18 protein-coding genes are annotated in these 21,335 nt (G+C 52.3%); 10 read left to right on the top strand and 8 right to left on the bottom strand.

Annotated features, from left to right (window positions below):
• Window positions 1-141: 141 nt before the first annotated feature.
• On the bottom strand, window positions 142-1,329 hold the full coding sequence (locus D1646_RS14160; protein ID WP_160637083.1) for a M20/M25/M40 family metallo-hydrolase: 1,188 nt from the start codon (window positions 1,327-1,329) through the stop codon (window positions 142-144).
• Between the two features lie 135 nt (window positions 1,330-1,464).
• Here D1646_RS14160 and D1646_RS14165 point away from each other — a divergent pair, with 135 nt between their 5' ends.
• The 4 genes from D1646_RS14165 to D1646_RS14180 all read left to right on the top strand — a co-directional run bounded on the left by D1646_RS14165 (window position 1,465) and on the right by D1646_RS14180 (window position 5,930).
• Window positions 1,465-2,418: a LysR family transcriptional regulator gene (locus tag D1646_RS14165; protein WP_160637084.1), complete on the top strand. Its 954-nt coding sequence runs from the start codon at window positions 1,465-1,467 to the stop codon at window positions 2,416-2,418.
• A gap of 424 nt (window positions 2,419-2,842) precedes the next feature.
• Window positions 2,843-4,249: a YfcC family protein gene (locus D1646_RS14170; RefSeq protein ID WP_160637085.1), complete on the top strand. Its 1,407-nt coding sequence runs from the start codon at window positions 2,843-2,845 to the stop codon at window positions 4,247-4,249.
• Between the two features lie 54 nt (window positions 4,250-4,303).
• Complete coding sequence (locus tag D1646_RS14175) at window positions 4,304-5,497, top strand: amidohydrolase family protein (protein ID WP_160637086.1); 1,194 nt, start codon at window positions 4,304-4,306, stop codon at window positions 5,495-5,497.
• A gap of 115 nt (window positions 5,498-5,612) precedes the next feature.
• Window positions 5,613-5,930, top strand: coding sequence for a TIGR04076 family protein (locus tag D1646_RS14180; protein ID WP_160637087.1), 318 nt, complete (start codon window positions 5,613-5,615; stop codon window positions 5,928-5,930).
• A gap of 98 nt (window positions 5,931-6,028) precedes the next feature.
• Here D1646_RS14180 and D1646_RS14185 read toward each other — a convergent pair whose 3' ends face one another.
• From D1646_RS14185 to D1646_RS14200, 4 genes are all read right to left on the bottom strand, one after another.
• Complete coding sequence (locus D1646_RS14185) at window positions 6,029-7,234, bottom strand: M20/M25/M40 family metallo-hydrolase (protein ID WP_160637088.1); 1,206 nt, start codon at window positions 7,232-7,234, stop codon at window positions 6,029-6,031.
• A gap of 214 nt (window positions 7,235-7,448) precedes the next feature.
• A complete protein-coding gene (locus D1646_RS14190; RefSeq protein WP_160637089.1) occupies window positions 7,449-8,570 on the bottom strand; it encodes a tyramine oxidase subunit B in 1,122 nt (373 codons plus the stop codon).
• A 39-nt stretch (window positions 8,571-8,609) separates the two neighbouring features.
• Window positions 8,610-8,990: a RidA family protein gene (locus D1646_RS14195; RefSeq protein ID WP_160637090.1), complete on the bottom strand. Its 381-nt coding sequence runs from the start codon at window positions 8,988-8,990 to the stop codon at window positions 8,610-8,612.
• Window positions 8,991-9,141: 151 nt separating this feature from the next.
• A complete protein-coding gene (locus D1646_RS14200; protein WP_160637091.1) occupies window positions 9,142-9,615 on the bottom strand; it encodes a MarR family transcriptional regulator in 474 nt (157 codons plus the stop codon).
• Window positions 9,616-9,850: 235 nt separating this feature from the next.
• On the opposite strand from D1646_RS14200, the gene D1646_RS14205 reads away from it, so the two are divergent.
• From D1646_RS14205 to D1646_RS14230, 6 genes are all read left to right on the top strand, one after another.
• The gene (locus tag D1646_RS14205; RefSeq protein WP_160637092.1) at window positions 9,851-11,173 is read left to right on the top strand and encodes an amidohydrolase family protein; all 1,323 of its coding nucleotides are present in this window, start codon (window positions 9,851-9,853) and stop codon (window positions 11,171-11,173) included.
• Window positions 11,174-11,188: 15 nt separating this feature from the next.
• Entirely contained in the window at window positions 11,189-12,358 is a 1,170-nt protein-coding gene (locus D1646_RS14210) for a MalY/PatB family protein (RefSeq protein ID WP_160637093.1), read from the top strand.
• 23 nt (window positions 12,359-12,381) lie between these two features.
• Window positions 12,382-13,572 carry a hypothetical protein gene (locus D1646_RS14215; protein WP_160637094.1) on the top strand — a complete coding sequence of 397 codons (1,191 nt, stop codon included), beginning with the start codon at window positions 12,382-12,384 and terminating at the stop codon, window positions 13,570-13,572.
• A gap of 48 nt (window positions 13,573-13,620) precedes the next feature.
• A complete protein-coding gene (locus tag D1646_RS14220) occupies window positions 13,621-14,193 on the top strand; it encodes a flavin reductase family protein (protein ID WP_160637095.1) in 573 nt (190 codons plus the stop codon).
• Between the two features lie 98 nt (window positions 14,194-14,291).
• Window positions 14,292-15,479: a M20/M25/M40 family metallo-hydrolase gene (locus tag D1646_RS14225; RefSeq protein WP_160637096.1), complete on the top strand. Its 1,188-nt coding sequence runs from the start codon at window positions 14,292-14,294 to the stop codon at window positions 15,477-15,479.
• 24 nt (window positions 15,480-15,503) lie between these two features.
• Entirely contained in the window at window positions 15,504-16,640 is a 1,137-nt protein-coding gene (locus D1646_RS14230) for a M20 family metallopeptidase (protein ID WP_160637097.1), read from the top strand.
• Window positions 16,641-16,728: 88 nt separating this feature from the next.
• On the opposite strand, the gene D1646_RS14235 is transcribed toward D1646_RS14230, so the two are convergent.
• The 3 genes from D1646_RS14235 to D1646_RS14245 all read right to left on the bottom strand — a co-directional run bounded on the left by D1646_RS14235 (window position 16,729) and on the right by D1646_RS14245 (window position 21,233).
• Window positions 16,729-17,277 (bottom strand): hypothetical protein, encoded by a 549-nt coding sequence (locus D1646_RS14235; protein ID WP_160637098.1) that lies wholly within the window; start codon window positions 17,275-17,277, stop codon window positions 16,729-16,731.
• Window positions 17,278-17,289: 12 nt separating this feature from the next.
• Window positions 17,290-19,707 (bottom strand): glycoside hydrolase family 3 C-terminal domain-containing protein, encoded by a 2,418-nt coding sequence (locus D1646_RS14240; protein WP_243154185.1) that lies wholly within the window; start codon window positions 19,705-19,707, stop codon window positions 17,290-17,292.
• A 122-nt stretch (window positions 19,708-19,829) separates the two neighbouring features.
• A complete protein-coding gene (locus D1646_RS14245) occupies window positions 19,830-21,233 on the bottom strand; it encodes a glycoside hydrolase family 3 N-terminal domain-containing protein (protein WP_243154186.1) in 1,404 nt (467 codons plus the stop codon).
• Window positions 21,234-21,335 lie beyond the last annotated feature (102 nt).

Here is a 21,335-nt window from a genome sequence, read left to right on the forward strand (position 1 = left end):
CATTTACTCTTCTTTATTAAGGGGAAATGGCGACGATTTTGAATGAAAAATACAGGATGCTGAAAAGGGTAAACCTAACAAAGACTTTGTTCACTTAGCTGTTGTGTTCACAGTACATCAGAGTATAAATCACCTGCTGACTCATCCAAGCATTCTTACGACTGAAAGCATATAGTATTCAATGGAACGGAGATAATCCTCAATTGGAATCTTCTCATCGGCCTTTGCCGGTTCATTGAGATCGTCTGCTGCACCAATATTGGGGAAGGGCGTTCCATAGGCTGCGTTGATATTGGCACCATCCGAGCCGCCGTGACGGCGATAGAGCTCCACTGGCTTTCCAGTAACCTCCTCCATTGCCTGCCGGACTGTCTGGATAAAGGAATCATCTTCCGAAATCTCCATAGCAGGGCGGTCCGAGAATTGTTTGAGTTCATAGTCCATTTCTGGATATTGATTCTTCAGTTTATCAAGAACTGCGCGGATTTCTGCCTCACAGGACTCCATTGTCTCTCCCGGGACCATACGCCGGTCAATGGAGAATGTGCTGACCGTGGAAAATGTATTGAACGCCTTTCCGGAATGGAAGGTGGAGACCTCCAGGGAGGGGGACCCGTAATAAGGAACTTTTCTGGACTCAATTTCATGGGACAGCTTGTAGATTTCCGACAAGGCCAGGTGAGCTTTCTCCAAGGAATCCATAGTCGGGTGGGGACGGTACGTGGAAGCAGGAGTCCCAGTATAGGTAACTGTAATGCGGTAAATACCGGATTGCCCGATCAGCAGCTGCCCATGGGTCGGTTCCATGCAGATTCCAAAATCACCTTTGAGATAGCCGTTTTCCAAAAGCCACTTCACGCCATAGGTGCTGCCGTTTTCTTCATCGCACATATAGCTCACCTCGATGCTGCCCTTGGGGTCGAAGCCTGCCCGCTTCAGAAAGGTCACAGCCATCAGAGCCGCCGCATCTCCGCCTTTCATATCCGAGGCGCCGCGCCCATAGATGTAACCATCGGCTACCTTTCCGGAGTAGGGACCATACAGTCCGAAGTCGCCGTCACAGGGGGGGTAGGCATCCATATGCCCGTTGAACTGGAATTTCTTTCCTGGCTGAGTACCGCTCCATTCAGCAATGACGTTTGGATGCTCTGGGGCGCACCCGACCACCTTGGGCTCAAGTCCGGCTTTTTCGAGCCACTTGCAAAAAACCTTGCTGATCGCCACTTCATCCCCAGTCGTGCTGGGCGTTTGAACAAGTTCTACCAGGCAGTCAATGGCTTCCTGGCGATACATCTCCACGGTTTCATGTATCCTTTCGCGTGTTAACATATGATGCCTCCTTTATAAATTTTGCGTATACTTTTGGATGTTTTTATGATATCATAAGTGAAATCAAACAGGTTCCCTTCAATTTGATATTCCCCTATATTTATTTCATATTGGAACAAAGGGAGGCGGCAGCATATGAAACTCCAACAAATACAGTATGTGATAGAAATTAATCGGGCCAACTCTATTTCAGGTGCGGCAAAAAATTTGTTCACCTCTCAATCCCATATCAGCAATGAATTAAAAGCGTTAGAGCAGGAATTGGGTTTTGTGATTTTTGAGCGGACGGCACAGGGCGTCCGTTTGACGGATCAGGGACAGGCTATGTTGAATATTGCTATGTCTATTCATGAACTTACCGACCAAATGCGCTCTATTAAAAAGGGGAAAGAAATATCAGATCGTGTTTCTATTGCCACAGAAAATATGTCATTTTGCCTGGAGGCATTTTCAAAATTATGTATCAAGCATGGTGCCAATAATCTCAAACTGCTTGGCGGGTGTCCCAGCGAGGTCTGCTCTATGGTTGCGCAATCTGACTGTGAAATCGGTATATTAACCGCTAATTCAACGTTTTCAGATGCCTTTATGCAAAAGCTAAAGTCCCAAAATCTGTATGCGCACAGACTAGGAAAACTCGGATTGTATATCCGACTGTCACGGCAACATCCGATTTTTCAAAATTTTCAGCAGACCAAAGTGATAGATTATGCTTCTCTGATGAATTATCCTTACATCAATACTGAGGACTCTGATAACTCCTTGCGCTATATTCTCAACGATATTTTCGGGTGGTTTGTTTCGGACTCTACAAATCAAATTATCCTGACAGACCGGGAGTATAAAAGGCGGATTGTGTGCTCAACCCTAGCCTGGTCGATCGGGGTATGCTATTCAGAACGAGACGAATCAGACTTTGAAGGTGCGCGTATTCTTATCCCCGGAATTGCAGCCGAAGTGATTTATGTGACAAAGAAAAAGCGGATGTTAAGTGAATTGGCACAAGATTACTTGACCCTGCTGCGCAAGGAACTGGACGCCATTAACAAATTTACCGCAAATGATTTGAGGGAACAATCACTGCTTTAGACTGTTGTTATTTTAAAACTTGCAACTGACAGGCCGAAATTTTCTGATGGACATCCTGCATTCCGCTGGATGGTATCTGGTTCAAATTCTTGTACAAATCAAACTATGCGGCGGAAATGACCGTAAAATATGCCGTTTTCCCAAATGAACAAAAAATCCTCAGATTTCAAAGGAGATCTGAGGATTTTTGTTTGTGAGCCCGCAACCCTCTGGATTCTGAGGCCAAATGCGCCAGCGGCAACTTCGGTTACGTCTTATGGTATCCACTTTTGTTCCAATATGAAATACATATGGGGGAATATCAAATTGAAGGGAACCTATTTAATTTTACTTATGATATCATAAAAAAAAATCATGACGAAAGGAGCGATATAAAGTTAAAAGACACAGCGTTATTACAAATGTAGAAAGAGGCGGATCAAATATGAAAGAGAAAAAACAGTTTAAAATACCCTACACCTATACCGTGCTGTTTATTATGATGATATTAGCGGCAATTATGACCTGGATCATTCCAGCCGGTGAGTATGACACGGAGAAGGTCGGCAATGTGACCAGGGTCATTGCCGGCACCTACCACGCAGTGGCCGCCACGCCCCAGGGTCCCTGGGCCATGCTGATGGCTGTGGTGCAAGGCTGTTATCAAGCGGCGAAACTGATGTTTATGGTGATGTTCTGCGGCGCCGCGATGGAAGTGCTTCAGCAGAGCGGCGCCATTTCGGCGGCCTTCGGCAAGGTCTCCAGCAATAAGCGGGTGAACGGCAAGATCCTGATTATGATGGTCTTCATCTTTGTCTCTATCGGCGCCGCCGCCGGTGTGTTCGTGAACTCCACGCTTGCCATGATCCCCGTGGGCGTACTGATTGCCCAGAGTCTGGGCTACGACGCCTTTACCGGCTTCCTTATGGTAGGTATGGCCTCCTACTGCGGCACCAGCGTGGGATGGGCGACCCCTCACACCATCGGCATCGCGCAGACCATCGCTGAACTTCCCATGTTCTCCGGCTTTGGTGTGCGTGTCCTTTTACATATCATCAACTTCCTCATTACCTACTACTTCATCGCCCGCTATATAAATTTGATAGAAAAAGACCCGACCCGCAGCTTGAATTACGAGGTCGGAATGGAGCGCTCCGAGTACATGGGCATAAAGAGCAATTTTGGCAACGGCACAGAGTCTGGCATGACATGGCAGCACACGGTGAGCATGCTTGCCCTGGTGGTCGCAATCATCGCCGTCATGATTGGCACCATCAAGTTTGGCTGGGGCCAGGACGAGATGAGCACGACATTCTTTGTTCTCGCCCTGTTCGTGGGACTGATCAGCGGCATGGGGCTGGATGGGACCTTTAAGGCTTTCATCTCCGGATGCGCTAAAATGGCGTCTGCTGCTTTCATTGTGGGCTTTGCCAACGGCATTTCTATCATTCTGACAAATGGCAATATTCTCAACACCATCGTCAATTGGCTGTCCATCCCCATGAGCAAGATGAGTGCCGTGATGGCCGCCAATTTTATGTTCGTTGTCAACACGATTATCAACTTCTTCATTCCCTCCGGGTCGGGCCAGGCGACTGCGGTTATGCCTCTGATGGTCCCGATCGCCGATCTGTGCGGCATCACCCGTCAGGTGGCGGTGCAGGCCTTCCAGTTTGGCGACGGCTTCTCCAACGCCCTGTATCCTGTGGGATCGACGCTGGCCGCGCTGAGCGCCGGTAAGACGGAGTACAGCAGATATGTCAAATGGGCGATCCCCATGCTGCTCTGCCAAGCCGTTCTCTCCATAGTCACTCTGACGATTTTGCAGTCTATCGGCTGGACCGGCCTCTAAGAGCGAGCGCGCCGATACAGAAACTCAAAATTCAGATAAAAAGGAGGCTTATCTATGTTTCTAATCAAAAACTGCAGATTTGTATCTGAGTTGACCGAAGGCACAGAGTTGACCCAAGGCGATATTCTTCTGGATGGAAATCGGATCAAGGCGATCCTCCCTGCAGGGTCCCAGGTTCAAGGCGTAACCGAAGAATTGGACGCTAACGGAATGACCATCCTGCCAGGATTAATTGACGCCCATGTACATCTCACCGGAACAACAAAGATGCAGACCCTGCACTGCTTCCACTCCTCCTGCCGCCGGTCCTTTGACGCACTTGAATTTGCCCAGTTTCTCCTGGATCACGGCTATACCACTGTGCGTGACTGCGGTGACAATTTGGATTATGCCACCATCGCTTTGCGCGACGCCATCTGCCGGGGTGTAGTAAAAGGCCCCAACGTCATTCCCTGCGGCCTTACGCTGTGTGTGGATAATTTTTCCGCCGAGTGGAAAGATCGTGTGGAATTGGTTTCCGGTCCGGGTGAATTCCGGAAAGCCGCCCGAAACGAACTCTCTCATGGGGCGGAGTTTATCAAACTATACGGTAGCGGTTCTATCATTGCCGGAACAGCAGAGCCCGGCGCCGCTACCATGATGGATGACGAGATTCAGGCCGCTGTTGAAATAGCCACTTTTAGGGGAACCTACTGCGCAATCCACTCACATGGAAGGCATGCGATTGACCAGGCGGTACGTCTGGGTGTGCGTACAATCGAACACGCCACCTTCATCGGGGAGGAAACCCTCCGTCGTATGGATGGTCGAAAAGACTGTGGTATCATCCCCACTTTAGCAGTGATCTGCGGCCATATCTCTCCAAAGCAGAAAGCAGAAATGGGGAGTGCGCGTGTAGCTAAAATGGAAAAGATTGTTCAAGAGATGTGCAAATGCCTGCGCAACGCCTACGAAAACCACGACGTGTTGATTGGGTGGGGCACCGACGTGCATCTTCCCGACTATCGACACGATCCCTATGCTGAATTCCGTATGCGGCATGACAAACTGGGCTGCAGCAATATTGAGCTTCTGAAGCAAGCGACAATCAACTCCGCAAAGCTTATTTGTAAAGATGATCAGATTGGCTCCATCAAAGAAGGAAAACTGGCGGATCTGATTCTGGTCCAGGGCAATCCTGAGTCTGATATTCAAGTGATGTATGAAAAACCGATTCATGTCATAAAAAGCGGCAGCCTGATTCGTTAAAGGATGAGAACACAAAGATACCCGCAGAATTGTTGATTCCGCGGGTATCTCTATATCTTGTCAGGATCCAAATGTGTGTCTTCGGCCAAATATATTGTAGTAGGAGTATTTTGATATGAGAAAAGTGAAAATCACCATCCTGCGAACGACCTTTATCGAAGATTTAGCCAAGGAATACAGTGTTGAGGGCTTTGGCCCTTGTTCCATGATGAAGGAAGGGCAGGTTTTCTACACTGAGTTTGCCAAACCGGAGGGATTTTGTGACGAAGCGTGGAAGGCCATTTATCAGTATGTATTTGCGTTGGCTCATGGCGGTGGGAACGATGGCTTTTATAACGGCTGCTGGATCAAAACACCTGGTGTAGCCATTTGCAGTTGTAATGATGGACTGCGGCCTGTCATTATGAAGCTGGAGGCATTAGAGGACAACTAATATAATCGTTGAATGATTAAGCAGGACAGCTCTTTCTTTGTAAGAGCTGTCCTGCTTTGATCGAAGCAGTTTTCAAAAATATGATAGTCTAAACGAAATCACCCCATCGTCTTTACCAGAACGTACATATACCACTGTATGAAATTGAGATACTGGTCAACAGGTACGCTCTCGTTGGGAGTTGCAGGACCGTTGTCATGCGCACCGGGACCGGCCCAAGGCATGTCTACTCCGCAATCCGCTCGGATATAGGAGGCATCTGTGCCGCCCATTTTGCGGAAGTGGCCGGGTTTCTCACCGAACAGTTCCTCATAAGCCTGGTCCATGATTTTTACCATGTAGCCGTCCTCGTCGATAGAATAGGGGGGCATATGTCCGTTTCGGATATATTCATAAGTGAACGTAGGATCTTCCTTCTTGACTGCTTCCATTGCGGCGATAATTTCCTCGTCCACCATTTCCACGCTCTCGCCTGGGAGATAGCGGCGGTCAATGGTTAGATTTACCTCGCTGGGGCAAAGGTTCGTGGCCTCGCCAGCTCTGATGGTCGTAACAGACAAAATGGGTGTAATGGAGTTCTGAGCTTTTTGCGTCGCGAAGATATGGTCTCGCAGTTCATAAAGAGCCTTTAGAGCGGGAACTGACTTCTGCCCAGCGTCTTGTCTGCCAAATTTGTTCTCATGCAGAGGAACAGCTGCTGGGCCGCCATCGCCATAAATCTTCAGTCCAGCAAAACGAACACCGCCGTGCGCCAGCTTAATCATTCCATCGGAAGGCTCCATGCTGATACCGATGTCGGCCTTCAGCAATCCATCGTTGACCAGTGCCTTTGTACCCATACCGGCGCCATTTTCTTCGTCTACAACATAATTGAGGACAATACTGCCTTTCGGATCAAAGCCCATCTGCTTAAGGAGTTTTACTGCCATATAGGCAGCACAGTCTCCGCTCTTCATATCACAAGCGCCGCGACCGTAAGCGATGCCATCTACAATCTTGCCGGACCAAGGACCATACAGCCCGTTGTCACCATCGTTGGGTGGAAAAACATCCATATGGCCATTGAACAGAAAGCGTTTGCCTGGCTGGCTGCCTTTCCACTCGGCAATAATATTGGGACGTCCTTCCGCATACTCATAAGTGTTGATTTCAATGTTCAATTTGTCCAGCCATTTAAGCATAGTTTCAGCCATAGGGCCTTCATATCCGGTAGGACTGGGGGATTGAAGAGCTTCCACCAGAAGCGTAATGGCTTCCTCTCGATTTGCGGCTACTACCTGCTTAATTTCTTCTACAGTGATCATAATAGAACACCTCGTATTATAAGATTTGCAGACGATTTATAGTGGGTCTGCTTAGTTCATTTCGCAAAACCAGCAGGCTATGAGATGCCTGTGGTACAATAACAGCAGGGTCAAGTTCTATAACACCTTGTAGAGCCGGAGGTTACTTCAGAATCTGTTCTTGAACTGCTCTGGCATTGTGCAAAACAAGGATATCCCCAACACCAAGGGTACTTTAGACTCCCATGGGGGTCTCCCATAAGTTCAAACTCTGACCCAGCCCCTGTTTCTTTGCATTCTGGAGGCAATGCCAGCCCCAAGCAACATCATAAGTGGGTAATCCAAATTGACCAAATAAAACAATCTCTTCATCGCTGGTACGACACGGTTTTTTCCCAGTGACGATGTCTCCCAAGCTGATGATATCATCTACGTCAAGTTCCTGGTCATGCACCATATCCAGCAGCATACAGCCCAAAAGGGCAATGTTTGCAGAATACGGATAGGTCAATTCATCGGTCCAGGCCTCATAGGTCAGCCAGTTATCCACTACCTTCATACAGTGTTTCGCCGCAAAGTCCCGGTCTAACCGAATGTTAGCAGGGAGGCTGACATAAGCGCCCGCCTTGATCCAGTCACTCTGAATGATGGGAGTATCCTTTCCCGACGTAGCAATGTGAACTACATCACTGTCGCAAATCGCCTGTTCAAGTGTATCCACTATGCGGATGCTTTTGATCTGCGGGTAATTCTCCCGGATAAAGCCAGCCAGCCGCTCCGAAGCGGCGGGGATGATATCATAAATCTTGACCTCTTCCAAGCAGGGAAGGGACTGGACCAGTGAGGTGAAAGACAGGCGAGTAATTACGCCAGCGCCTACCAAACCACATACCCTGGAATCTTTTTTCGCCAAATACCGTGCGCCAACACCAGGAATGGCTCCGGTACGCATGTTGCTGAGCATATTACCGCTCATCAGGGCGAGTGGCGCGCCGGTATCCGCATCATTCAGCATGACCATCAAAATGGACCGCGGCAATCCCTTGGTCATGTTTTCCCGATTCGAGCCGTACCACTTTTCACCGCAGACCCGATATTTGCCGCCCAAGTAGGCTTCCATTGTCATGAAGCGGCGGTCAGGCCCATTTTTCGGCATACCAGGGCAGGTGGGGTTATCCGGGAAGAAGATCGGCTGACCGTGGCTGTTTCCGTTCCTGCCACCCATGATGTAGTCGCCCTGTCCCATGACACGGTATACCTCGCACATCTCGTCTACGCACTTCTCCATATCCATAACGCCTGCCTTGATCATGTCAGGCTCACTCAAATACAGAAAATCAAGCCGGCTGGTTTCCATTTTGCTTCAGTCCTTTCTTTTCCTTATTGAACCAATTTCTCAGTCGGCGCAGGCCACAGCCTCGATTTCCACCAGTGCGCTCTTAGGCAGGGCCGCTACCTGGAATGCGGCGCGGGCCGGGTAGACGCCTGAGAAAAACTGGCCATACACCTCGTTCATTGCGGCAAAGTCCGCAATATTCTGCAGAAAGACGGTAGTCTTGACCACATTGTCCATCGTGAGCCCCGCCGCTTTCAGAATCGACGCGATGTTCTCCAGACTCTGTTTAGTCTGGGCCTGAATCGTTTCGGGCATAGTTCCGCTCGCCGCATCAATGGGAAGCTGGCCGGAGACGTACAAGAATCCACCGCTCCTGACTGCCTGAGAATAGGGGCCAATCGCCGCGGGAGCGTCCGCACTTTCTATTTTCTGTTTTGCCATTGTTATCATACTCCTTCTTATTATATTAGTTAGTCTAACTAATATACAGCGTATCACAGAGCCGGATACTTGTCAATAGCAATTCCTTCAGTATAAGAAAAAGTATGTCCCCCATATAACGCCGCGAAAGCGTTATATGGGGGACAACGATTTACTGTAAACCAAGCTGCTCTTTCCGAACTTGAATATATACACGCAGGACCTTAGAAAAATGATCCAATTCCTCTTCTGTGCAATGCAGTTGAAGTTTCTGATAGGTCTTCGACATAGATTCGATATCGTACTGACAGTGCAGCTTGCAGAGCTCATGACCTTTCTCAGTCACATACAAGCAGTATTTCTTTGAATCACGTTCATCTACAATACGCTGAATATACCCTTTCTCTGTCAGAACGGAGAGAACTTGGGAAATCGAACTTTTTTTCCTGCGCTTCAGCCGGGACAACTCCGTTGCGGTAATCCCTGGCTTATCCTCGATGGTGCCCAGCATATGGACCTGGGTCATAGTGACTGGATCACCATTGCCATAATCCCGATAGACCGTGTCTCCGGAATAGGCATACAAATCCAGAAATTCCGCCATAGCATCAGATAATTCCTTAAACTTAGCATCCTTGCCTTGCATTGATGGGGTGGGCCTCCTTCTCGTGATGTATATGCCCTATTTTAGCACGATTTGCAAAAAATGCAATCAAAACATAGATGCACTTCGATTGTAGATAATAGCCAATTTTAAATAAATTATTTTGTCTATTCTGCGGATTGCTTTGTGAGCCTCAAAGTGATATCCTATGGGCAAGTTAGTTAGTTAGACGAACTAATAAATAGACAAGGAATAGAGAATCAGGAGGTAAACAGCAATGAAGCGCATTTTTCTTACTAATGTTCGCATTGTAGACGGTGACGGAAATCCTGCCATCGAGGACGGCTGCCTGGTGGTCAGTGCTCCGGAGAAAGTGGAGGAAGACAGCAGCATCCTGTATGTGGGCTCCAAGGCGGAGTGCCAGCTGGTCCCCCAGCCGGAGGAGCAGGTGGTGGACGGCACCGGCTACACTCTGATGCCCGGCATGTTCAACGTCCACGTCCACCTGAGAGCGACGTCCCCTCGCTACCAGTTCAAGTGCGACCCCTACGGCACGCCTTACCGGACCCTGATCTATCTGCGCCACCACATGGAGGCCCTGCTGAAAGGTGTGACCTGCATCCGCGGCTGCGGCGACTCTCACGGGATCGATGTGGCCATCCGCAAGGCGCTGGGCAAAAAGATGCTGTGGGGCCCCCGCCTGGTGACCTGCGGCAAGGCCATTCTGCCCCACGGCGGCCACGCCAACCATCAGCTCGGTTCTCTGGAGTGCTCTGGTGAGGCCCAGTTTATGGAGGCTGTCCGCAGCCAGATTAACGATGGTGTGGACCAGATCAAGCTGTTCTACTCCGGCGGCGCCAGCGACGCAGCAGGGGCCAATATGTTCACCGCCCACATCACCGACGAGGAGGGTGCCGCTGCTTGTAAGGTGGCCCATATGCACCACAAGAAGGTGGCCGCCCATCTGAGCAACGATGTGGCCATCCAGTCCGCCATCCGGGTGGGTGTGGACTCCCTGGAGCACTGCTACTACATGAACGATGAGACGGTACAGATGCTGGTGGACAACGACCGCTGGCTGGTGCCCACCCTGACCGTCACCGACGCGAACCACAGCGATCCGGCCTGGCTGGGCGCCATCTCTCCCTTCGTGGTGCAGCGCCTCCGGGACGTGCACCAGATCCATGTGGAGAGCATCGCCAAGGTTATCGCCAAGCGGGGCGCAGAGAAGATCTGCACCGGCACCGACACCCTGCCCACCGACCTGTTTGACGACACCCCCGCCACCACCTATGAGTGTGAGATGCTGGTAGAGGCCGGCCTGACCCCCTTGCAGGCTTTGCAGGCGGCCACTGGCAACAGCGCCGACCTGTGCGAGATCGCCGACAAGACCGGCCGCCTGAAGGTTGGCCTGTCCGCCGATATTCTGGCCATCAAGGGCAAGCCGGACCAGAACATCCGTGATCTGCGGAACCTGAGCATGGTCATGCGGGACGGCCGCATCGTGTTCAGCAAGCTGGAGTCCTACCAGCAGCCCCTGCAGTTCCTTCCCCCTGAGTGGCTCGAGTGCGATACCATGGGTACCCGGGTGCCTTGGTAAGCGGGGGACGTGGATATGTATAATTTTGATCAAATTATTGATCCCTCCGGCACCAGCCGGATGAAATATGGTACACCGCCGGAGGGGGCTCCGGCGGATACCATCCCCATGTGGATCGCCGACATGGACTTTCAAACCGCACCCGAAGTAATCGATGCACTGAAAAAGCGGGTGGAACATGGAATTTTCGGTTACACCTCTCTGCCGCAGAGTTACCGGAACGCCGTAGTGGGATGGATGGACCGCCGGCATAACTGGAAGATCCAGCCGGAATGGATTCAGGTTGCCCCTGGCATCATTCCAGCGTTGAAAACGGCTGTAACGGCATTCACGGACCCAGGCGACGGAGTTTTAGTCCAGACTCCGGTGTACTACATGTTCATGGAGATCATCAATCTGATGGGACGCCAGGTGGTGGAAAGTCCTCTGGTAGAACAGCCGGACGGCTATGTTATGGATCTGGAGGACTTCGAGCGCCAGATCGTAGATCATCACATCAAGCTGTTTATCTTCTGTAATCCCCATAACCCGGTGAACCGTGTATGGACGGCGGAGGAACTGCGCAGTTTGGGTGAGATTTGCAAAAAACACGGTGTCATCGTTGTCTCAGACGAAATTCACCATGATTTTATCTTTAAAGGCTATCAGTTCATCCCCTTTGCGGCGGCAGACCCCTCTTTCGCAGATTTCTGTGTTACCTGCACGGCCCCCAGCAAGACCTTTAACTGCGCTGGACTGAAAACCTCCAACACCATCATTTCCAATCCGGAACTGCGCGCCCGGTATGGCAAGGTGGCAAAGGAATTTGGGCAGACCGGTATTGACCCGCTCAGTGTTTGCGCCGTGGAGGCGATGTATACTTATGGAGATCGCTGGGTCGACGAGCTGGTTGCCTATATATGGGACAATTTCTGCTTCCTGAACCAGTTCCTTCAGGACAATATGCCGCAGCTCCGCCTTACGCAGCCGGAATGCCTCTATTTGGCATGGATCAATGTCCGGGGCATGAATATGAACGGAGACGCCTTCTATCAAGAAGCGCTGCGCCAGGGTGTCTGGATCGAAGATGGCGGGGCATTCGGAGCGTCCGGAGCGAACTTTGTTCGGATGAATCTGGCCTGCCCCCGCTCCGTGCTCGCTGAGGCCCTATCCCGCTTGAAAAAGATTACCTCCCCAGAACAATAAAAATAGGTTGAGGGTGAAATTAAATGGAAAAATTAAACATTGGGTTCGAAGCGGCAATTGCTATCTGTCTTGGCCTGCGTTTCTTCTGTGATGCCGTCTCGCTGAAATCAAAATCCCGCATCCCCTCCATGCTCCTGATGGCCATCCTGTTCCTGCTCGGCTATTGGACCTTCCTTCCCACAGACATTGTACAGACCGCCAAATTTGACCAGGTCTACCTGATTGCCATGGCCGCTATCATGGTCCAAATCGGCAGTACCTTTGATTTTGAGCAGCTGAAGCGCGACTGGAGGGTCGTGGCAATTACCCTGGTCGCCCTGCTGGCCATGGGCATCGGCGTCTTTGGGATCTGCGGCACCATCTTCGGCAGAGGCACCGCGATCGTCTCCATTCCCATCATTGCCGGCGGCGCCATCGCCGCCAATCTGATGATCGATCAGGCTTCCGCTCTGGGTCTCACCGAGCTGGCGGTCCTGGTAGCCATGATCCAGGCGTTCCAAAGCCTGGTTGGCATGCCGATCATGAACTGGGCGCTGTCCCACGAGGCCCGGACCCTGATTGCTGATTACCGCAACGGCATTACTATCACCACAACCGCCAGTACAAGCAAGGGCAAGCAGAAGCTGTGCGACAAGATCCCCAAGCGGTATAAGAGCTCCACCTACTATCTGTTCATCACCTTCCTGGTGGGCGCCGTGGCCGCATGGCTGGCCAACTACAGCAAGCCCTTGACGGGCGGCTACATCAACGCCACCATCCTCTGCGTGATTTTGGGCATGGTCCTGTCTCACTTCGGCATCCTGGACGCGGACCCCTGGACCAAGTCCGGCGCTTACGGCTTCCTGATGACCTGCGCCTCTTTCAACCTGATCAAGAACCTGGGCAACGCCACAGTTGAAATGGTGCTCCAGAATTTTGTCTCTCTCCTCGCTACACTGGGTACCGCCGCCATTGTTGCTTCCGTGGTCAGCGGCCTTGTGTCCCGCTTCTTTGGAATGTCCAAGTACATGGCAATCGCTATCGCCTCCAATATGTTCATGGGCTTCCCCATCAACAGCATTATTACAAATGACGTGGCCAGAGCGATTGGCGAAACTCCGGAGGAAACTTCCTATATTGAGAGCGTGTTCATGCCCAAAATTATCCTAGGCGGCATTGCGTCGGTCTCTATCGCATCCGTGGTCATCGCCGGTGTATTTGTCAATCTGCTTTAATTGACTGCATTCTAATTTTAACAACGTCTATCCACGGAGGGAAATAAAATGAAAAAAGACTTGGGAGTACTGCCAGCGGTCTATCCAATGCCAGTCTTGATGGTGGCGGCTTATGACAAAAGCGAAAAGGTCAATGTCATGAATGTTGCGTGGGGTCAGATTTGCAGCAGGGATAAGATCGTCCTCTTTATTGGCGAGGGCAAAAAGACTTGGCTGAATATCAAGGAGAGCAGGGCTTTTACGGTCGCTCTCGCAGATGAGGCACATGTGGATGTTGCGGATTTCTTTGGCATTGCCTCTGGCAATAAGATGGACGATAAATTTGAGCGGACCGGGTATCACGCCGTCAAAAGCGACAGGGTACACGCTCCCATCATCGAAGAGTTTCCTGTTGTGATGGAATGTGAGCTGCTGGAAATGCTCGACACGGAATATGTCTCAGGCGTTGTTGGAAAAATCGTCAATGTCAAAGCCGAAGAAGCTGTACTTGGGGATAACGGAAAAGTAGACCCGTTGAAACTCAAAGCATTGATGTTTGAACAGTTCCAAAATGGATATTATTCGACCGGAGAAAAAGTGGCACAGGCATGGAACATCGGCCTTGGGTTGATGAAAGAATAAACTGTTGCTTTCATAGCATTTTCTGTAGTTTAATTCTCCCCCATGAGGGCAAAGGCATTGTCCTTTGCCCTCATTTCTAATTCATAGGAGGTATTGTTATGTTCACAGCAAAAGAAGTCCACAGCGCAGTAGAGAATGCCAAACAGGAGATCATTGACTGCCTGGTGGAGCTGCTCCAGACACCCAGTATGACAGGAGAGGAAGTCCCTGTCAGCAAGGTATTCTGCAAATGGATCGAGAGGGCCGGTCTTGAGCCTCAGATCCATGGGATATCGGAGGAACACCCCAACGTTTTAGCCGAGTGGTTTGGTTCCCAGCCCGGGAAGCGGTTTATTTTCAACGGACATATGGACACGTTCCCTCCCACTGAGGGGGACCCGGGGATCTACGGGCCTTTCTCCGGCAAGGTGACGGATACTCATATCTATGGCCGGGGGGCCGCCGATATGAAGGGCGGAGACGCCGCCGCCCTTATGGCTGTGACTATATTGAAGCGGATGGGATTTGATCCAAAGGGAAGCATTCTTCTCAGCTATATGTGCGATGAGGAAATCGGCGGACGCTACGGCGTCAAATGGCTGGTGAAGCAGGAACTGCTCAACGGAGACTTTGGAATCTGCATGGAACCAACCCGTGGACATATCCTGGTGGGCCACAGCGGAATCTATCGGGCATGGATCACCTATACTGCCTCGGCTGAATCCTCCTCCCGGGAGCACACCAGTAAAAACGCGCTGGAAAAATCGGTCATTGCCATCAACGCTCTCCACGCCCACCGAGATGTGGTCCGCGGCAGAAAGGACCCGCACTATGACTGCGCCTCTCTGTCTGTTACCACCCTGCACGCGGGCAACGCTACCAACGTCCATGCGGCGCAGAGCAAATTCTCCATTGACTACCGCCTTGTTCCAGGGCAGACCCACGAGCAGGTGGAGGCCGAGATCCGGGGACTTCTGGACGCGCTGAAGGAAAATGACACGGAGATGGACTATACCATCGAGACAATCTCTGACCGGCCGGTCCTGGATATCCCGGAGGATTCCGACGTGGTCAAGGCCTGCTGCACCGCCTATGAGGAGGTCACCGGTCGGCCAGCCCAACTGCTGCGGCGGCACGGCGGCTCTGACGCCGCAACGATATTCGGTCATAACGGCATCCTTATGCCCAACTGGGGAGCGGGAGACGAGTACAACGAGGGAACAAAGCCCAACGAGAAGATCGTCATTACCGATTATCTCCAGTCTGTGGAGTATTATATGTTGACCTTGATTAAGCTGATGGGCTGAATCTAAAAAGGGCAGGGAACAGACATGGTAACCGTAGATCAAGAAGAGTATATCGAGCAATTAAAGACGTTGGTGAATATTGAGAGCGGTTCTTACAATGCCGCCGGAATCAATCGGGTGGCGGATCAGCTGGAGACGTGGTATCGGGAGTTGGGCTGGTATATCCAGCGCCATAATCTAGGACCGCAGACAGGTAATTTGCTGGAGATCAGCAACCGCCCAGCAGACCACTATGATGTGATGTTTGTGGGACATATGGACACTGTCTACCCAGACGGCACGGTAGCCCAGCGCCCGTTTTCTTCCGATGGAGTCCGTGCCTATGGACCTGGTGCGGGCGATATGAAAAATGGTGATGCGGCGATGTTTCAGGTGGCAAAGCATCTAAGTTCCAGCATACTGGAAAAACTGAACATCTGCATGGTCTACAGCCCTGACGAGGAAATCGGCAGTATTTACTCCCAGGAAAAGCTGGATGAGATTGGCTCCCGAAGCAGCTTTATCTATGTTATGGAGTCCTGCGATGATCACAACTGCCACTGCTTTGCCAGAAAAGGTCGAATGCACTATGTAATCCGCTTCCATGGGCAGGCGGCCCATGCGGGCTATATGTTTGAGATGGAGAATGCCTCCGCTGTGCTGGAGATGGGCCACTACATTGTAAAACTAATGGGCTTGTCCAATCGCAAAGAGAATACCACCGTCAATGTGGGTATCGCGAAAGGAGGGACCGCCGCCAATGTAGTGGCCGACTTCGCTGAGATCTGGGTGGAAATGCGTTTTAAGAAGGACTCAGAGCGGGAACGTCTTGCGCGAGAGATCAATAGGCTTATCCAAAGTGCTCCCTTTGTCCCCGGCGTTCAGGTGGAGATCGTGTCGCATGAAGCGGCGGCAGCTTGGACCAAGACCCCTGCTTCCTTGAAGCACATTGCGCATATAAGAGATATCGCCCAAAAACTGAACATCGAATTTAACGAACAGGATCGAGGCGGTCTGTCTGATGCGAATCATCTGTCTCAGTGCGGCAATATCTGCGGCGACGGTTTTGGGCCCCATGGTGCCTTGATTCACAGCGAAAAAGAATTTACCGTCATTGACTCTGTCCAGCCCTGTGTGCGGTTGCTGTGTGCTGTGCTGAAGGACTTGGCGGAACAGAAGTAGGCCTCTCTGATATATGAACACGGCGGCTTTCATCGATCAAAGCCGCCGTGTTTTTGTAACTCTTTTGCTTGAAATGTAAAAGCATTTTTCAGCCTTTTTCTCCAAATCCGGGGGCAAAAATGGTTTTGTCAACGGCAAAAATGATGACCATAGCCACGCCGCCAGTGACCACGGTAGTGACAATATTAAACAGGAAGTCCGGAATGCCGAAGTGGGAAGCCAGGGGGTTCCACACACAGGTGAACAGATTCATCACCAGCATAACGGCGATGGTGCCCGCCAAGTGACCGAGAATCTGAGGAACCAGGGGGCCATGGCTCTTGAAGGTAACATTGCGCTGGAGGGGGAAGTTGACGCACTCGCCCAGGAAAATGGAGGTGTAGTTGGCCAGTGTGAAGGCCAGGCCACCCGCCGCCACGGTGTTGCCCAGGACAGCCAGTTCAAACTCCACTCCGAACAAGGTCACCGGGATACCAGGCCAGGTCCAGCCCACATTGGCATAAGCAGAGAACAGACTGGGCAGGAATTGCAGCATCAGGTATTTGAGAAAGGTCACCACATAGCTGAAAACGAGAAACAGCCCGCCCTCGCGAATCCATTGGGCCGCCTTGGGGTGCTTTTCCGCGAAATTACTCATAGCGCTTCCTCCTTATTTGATGGCCGCAGCGGCCTTGCGCTTCTTGCCTGAGCGGAAAAAGCCGCCAATCACTCGGACTGCTCCCTTGAAGAAGCGGCCATTTACGATGGTAAGGATGCCCTCGGCCATCTCCATAGTACACATACCACCCGCCATTTTGGCGATACCCCGAAAGGGCATGTTGTAGATGAAGGTGATGTTCAGATCTGGAGTGCCTTTAGCGATGCTCTTATTGAGCATGTTGGTCATGATCTTGTACACCTGCCGGGCGGGCCAACTCTTGGCGTAGTACATCTGGCAGATGGCATCGTTCATGTCCAGGGTACCGCTCCAGCTGCCGTCGGGGATGGGATGGCCCAAAAGTTCCTCAAACTGCCGGTCGGACACGGCCTTGACACTGCCGGTGTAGTAGTCGGCCAGCGCCTTGGCATCATAGGGGTTGGGGGCATCTGTCCCAGCCATTGTCACAGCACCGGATAGCTTGATATCCGCCGCGGAAGCGCCGATGAGGACCAGGTATTCGCCGCCCTCCACCTCGAACTTGTTGGTCTTAACATTGAAGTACCGGAACGCCTTGTCGTCCAGGGGGATAGTGACGGTTTTGCTCTCGCCAGTTTTCAGGAAGACCTTTGTAAAGCCTTTCAACTCCTTGGCAGGGCGGAAGACCCTGGCATCTTGCTTGGAGACGTAGAGCTGGGCCACTTCCGCGCCGTTTACCTTTCCAGTGTTCGTGATAGTAAAGGTCGCTTCTTTATCAGAAACTTTCAAATCGGAGTACTCAAAAGTGGTGTAGCTCAGTCCGTAGCCAAATGGGAACAGAACAGGGATATTGGCGGTCTCAAAGTAACGGTAGCCCACGAACAGGCCCTCCCGGTACTCAGCGGTGCGCTGCTTGGCAGGGAAATAGGGAGCGGAGGAGACATCCTCATATTTCAATGGATAGCTTTCCGCCAGCTTTCCAGAGGGGTTAATCTCTCCCAGGATGGCCTGGAGCATGGCTCCCGCTCCCGCCTGGCCGCAGAGATAACCGTGAATGAGGGCCTTGCACTTATCCAGCCAGGGCATTTCCACAGAGGAGCCGGCGGACATGACCGCTACTATGTTGGAGTTGACCGCGCTGACCGCTTCGATCAGGTCCACTTGGCTCTGGGGCAGCTTCATGTGGGCACGGTCCAGGCCCTCGGACTCGCTGATCTCATCCAGGCCGATGTACAATAGAACTACGTCCGCCTGTTTGGCCAGCTCCACCGCCTTGGTCCGCATGGCGGGGTCGCCCTTGCCGCTGCGGGGATAGCCAGCCTCAAAGCCCACAACATTCAGGTCGTAGTTCTTGATGATGTCCATGGTGTGATCCAGCTTGGTGGGGTTGACCACAGAGGAACCCGCACCCTGATACCGGGCCTTCTGGGCAAACTCGCCGATGACGGCGACCTTGGTCCCCTTCTTCAAGGGCAGGATACCGCCCTCGTTCTTCAGCAGGACGATGGATTCCCCTGCTGCCTTGGCGGCCATCTTGTGGTGGGCATCCACATCGAAGGGTTTGCCCTCATACTTTTTGACCGCTGCAGTGACAGGTAGGATCACGTCCAGCAGCTCGTCCACCCGCTTGTCCAGCTCCTCCTCGCTGAGCCGGCCGGACTTCACCGCCTCTACCAGCTCCAGATCAGAGTCGCCGCCGGTGGTGGGCATCTCCAGGTGGGAGCCGTTGCGAACGCCCTCCACATGGTCGTTGGAGGCACCCCAGTCGGAGACCACAAAGCCGTCAAAGCTAAACTCGTCCCGCAAAATCTCCTGGAGCAGATGCCAGTTCTCGTTGGCATAGACCCCGTTGATCCGGTTGTAGGAGGACATGATGGACTTGGGGTGGGACTCTTTCACGGCGATCTCAAAGCCAGTGAGGTAGATCTCCCGGAAGGTGCGCTCATCCAGGATGGAATCAGAAGCCATGCGGCGCAGCTCCTGGGAGTTGCAGGCGAAGTGCTTCGGGCAGGCGGAGATGCCGTTTTTCTGGATGCCCCGGACGTACCCAGCGGTTATTTTTCCGGCCAGGTAGGGGTCCTCAGAGAAATATTCAAAGTTGCGACCGCACAGGGGGGACCGCTTGATATTCAGGCCGGGGCCCAGCAGGACGCCCACGCCCTGGGAAGCGGCTTCCTCGCCCAGACACTCGCCGATCTCCTCGCCCAGAGCAGGGTCCCAGGAGTTGGCGATGGTGGCGGCGGTGGGGAAACAGGTGGCGGGAACGGAGCCGTTGAGACCCAGCTGATCCCCGGCCCCCTCCTGTTTCCGGACCCCGTGAGGACCGTCGGAGAGCATCATATTGGGGATGCCCAGCCGCTCCACACTGCGGGTCTGCCAAAAGTCCTTTCCAGAAAAGAGGTAGCACTTCTCCTCCAGGGTCATTTTAGAAATAATATTCTGATGTTTCAAAACGTCTCGTCCTTTCGTCTCTTATTGTTTCATCCTGCCTATATTCGGCAATCGCCGGACCCTGGGGTCCGGCGATTGCCATGAAAAGGGGAGGATAGAAAAGTATCAGCTCATAATGGGCTTTACTGCTCCTTCTTGGATTTCTTGCTGTACGTTTTGATGATCAGAGCTTCCAGAGCAGCCAGAACCACGCCAGCGGCCACATCGATACCAATCGCCATCTTCTGCCAGCTGGGCATACCGCCCACGTTTACGTCAGTCTCATACTCCCAGCTGTTCACCACGACATACATGATGTTTTTACAGGCGGTACGCAGATACTTGACAGTACTGGCGCTGGGGTTGGCGGCGTCGTGAGGCAGGTTGGGGCCCGCTCCGTAGGTGGACAGCATGGCGTCCATACCGTTTGCCAGAGCGGCGTCCGCGTTCATGAAGCCGTGGCCATTGTCACGGAAGTAATCGGACTCCACCATGCCGCGGAAGCCCCACTCATCCCGGAGGACGGTGTTCATCATGGCGCTGGACTCACCGGCCCAGGTAGTGCCCAGATAGTTCCAGGAGGCCATGACGGCGTTGGCGCCGAACTGCTTGACACAGATCTCAAAGGGCTTGAGGTAAATCTCTCGAATTGCCTGCTCGTTGGACCAGATACATACCATCTTGTAGTTGCCATCGTACAGAGCCAGGTGCTTGATGTAGGCGTAGACGCCCTCGCTGGCGGCGCCGGCCACAGCGTTGCCGGTCAGCAGTCCGGTGAGGATGGGGTCCTCGGAGTAGTACTCATAGTTTCGGCCGCCGAAGGGGTAGCGGTGGATATTCATGCCGGGGGCGTACCAGCCGGCTACATCCAGTTCCTTCGCCATCTTGCCCATAATGTAGCCGTACTGATGGACCAGGTCCTTGCTCCAGGTACTGGCGATAACGGAGACGGAGGGGAAGCCCAAGGAACCGGCTCCGGAGAAGTTGTTGTTGATGGAGCCAGGGCCGTCAGCGTCGTTGGTCTGAACCTTGCCGACCGATTCCACTGCGGGGGTCTGATAGCCGCACAGGGAGGTCATATCCAGCATGTCCTGGACAGACAGCTGATCCAGCAGCTTATCCCAGTCGGGGTCGTCATAGTCCTTGCCCCGCAGCTGAGCCAGTTTCATGCCGTTCTGAGCTCCGGTGGTGGGCATTTCATCGCTGGGGTCAATGTACTTTTCGTAGTCGTAATTTGCGTTGAGCTCATAGGTAGCCACCTGGTCGGCGGGCATCTCCAGAGTGGCGGGAGCGGCGGTGGCCTCCGCATAGTTGGCAAAGCCATTGGCCCGGGACAGGTAGGTTACATAGCCGTGGACATCGTCAAACTGGTTGGTAGCGGCCACATCGTCGGAGTTACGGGGATTACTCTCATCGTACACCACAGTGCTGTTTACGGTGTAGGTATCGGAAGCTATCACGGTGTGGGAGTCGGAGCGGATGGAGATCTCATAGTCGCCGGCTTCCAGCACATAGGCCTTGGCGGTCTGGTAGTCATAGGAGGCCATCTCCTCCACAGGGAAGGTCATAGTCAGAAGCTGTATTCATAAGCGTTTGAGCAGCGTGTGGAAATGAGAAATTATAACCATAGCCTCAGCAGAGGAAACGGA

Source organism: Pseudoflavonifractor sp. 60, from assembly GCF_009911645.1.
GTDB lineage: Bacteria > Bacillota > Clostridia > Oscillospirales > Oscillospiraceae > Lawsonibacter.

Coding starts and splice junctions, on each gene's coding strand:
- D1646_RS14215 (WP_160637094.1), top strand. CDS start 12,382: ATGGAAAAATTAAACATTGGGTTCGAAGCGGCAATTGCTATCTGTCTT.
- D1646_RS14160 (WP_160637083.1), bottom strand. CDS start 1,329: ATGTTAACACGCGAAAGGATACATGAAACCGTGGAGATGTATCGCCAG.
- D1646_RS14230 (WP_160637097.1), top strand. CDS start 15,504: ATGGTAACCGTAGATCAAGAAGAGTATATCGAGCAATTAAAGACGTTG.
- D1646_RS14185 (WP_160637088.1), bottom strand. CDS start 7,234: ATGATCACTGTAGAAGAAATTAAGCAGGTAGTAGCCGCAAATCGAGAG.
- D1646_RS14235 (WP_160637098.1), bottom strand. CDS start 17,277: ATGAGTAATTTCGCGGAAAAGCACCCCAAGGCGGCCCAATGGATTCGC.
- D1646_RS14220 (WP_160637095.1), top strand. CDS start 13,621: ATGAAAAAAGACTTGGGAGTACTGCCAGCGGTCTATCCAATGCCAGTC.
- D1646_RS14180 (WP_160637087.1), top strand. CDS start 5,613: ATGAGAAAAGTGAAAATCACCATCCTGCGAACGACCTTTATCGAAGAT.
- D1646_RS14175 (WP_160637086.1), top strand. CDS start 4,304: ATGTTTCTAATCAAAAACTGCAGATTTGTATCTGAGTTGACCGAAGGC.
- D1646_RS14210 (WP_160637093.1), top strand. CDS start 11,189: ATGTATAATTTTGATCAAATTATTGATCCCTCCGGCACCAGCCGGATG.
- D1646_RS14195 (WP_160637090.1), bottom strand. CDS start 8,990: ATGGCAAAACAGAAAATAGAAAGTGCGGACGCTCCCGCGGCGATTGGC.
- D1646_RS14170 (WP_160637085.1), top strand. CDS start 2,843: ATGAAAGAGAAAAAACAGTTTAAAATACCCTACACCTATACCGTGCTG.
- D1646_RS14190 (WP_160637089.1), bottom strand. CDS start 8,570: ATGGAAACCAGCCGGCTTGATTTTCTGTATTTGAGTGAGCCTGACATG.
- D1646_RS14225 (WP_160637096.1), top strand. CDS start 14,292: ATGTTCACAGCAAAAGAAGTCCACAGCGCAGTAGAGAATGCCAAACAG.
- D1646_RS14165 (WP_160637084.1), top strand. CDS start 1,465: ATGAAACTCCAACAAATACAGTATGTGATAGAAATTAATCGGGCCAAC.
- D1646_RS14200 (WP_160637091.1), bottom strand. CDS start 9,615: ATGCAAGGCAAGGATGCTAAGTTTAAGGAATTATCTGATGCTATGGCG.
- D1646_RS14205 (WP_160637092.1), top strand. CDS start 9,851: ATGAAGCGCATTTTTCTTACTAATGTTCGCATTGTAGACGGTGACGGA.
- D1646_RS14245 (WP_243154186.1), bottom strand. CDS start 21,233: ATGGCCTCCTATGACTACCAGACCGCCAAGGCCTATGTGCTGGAAGCC.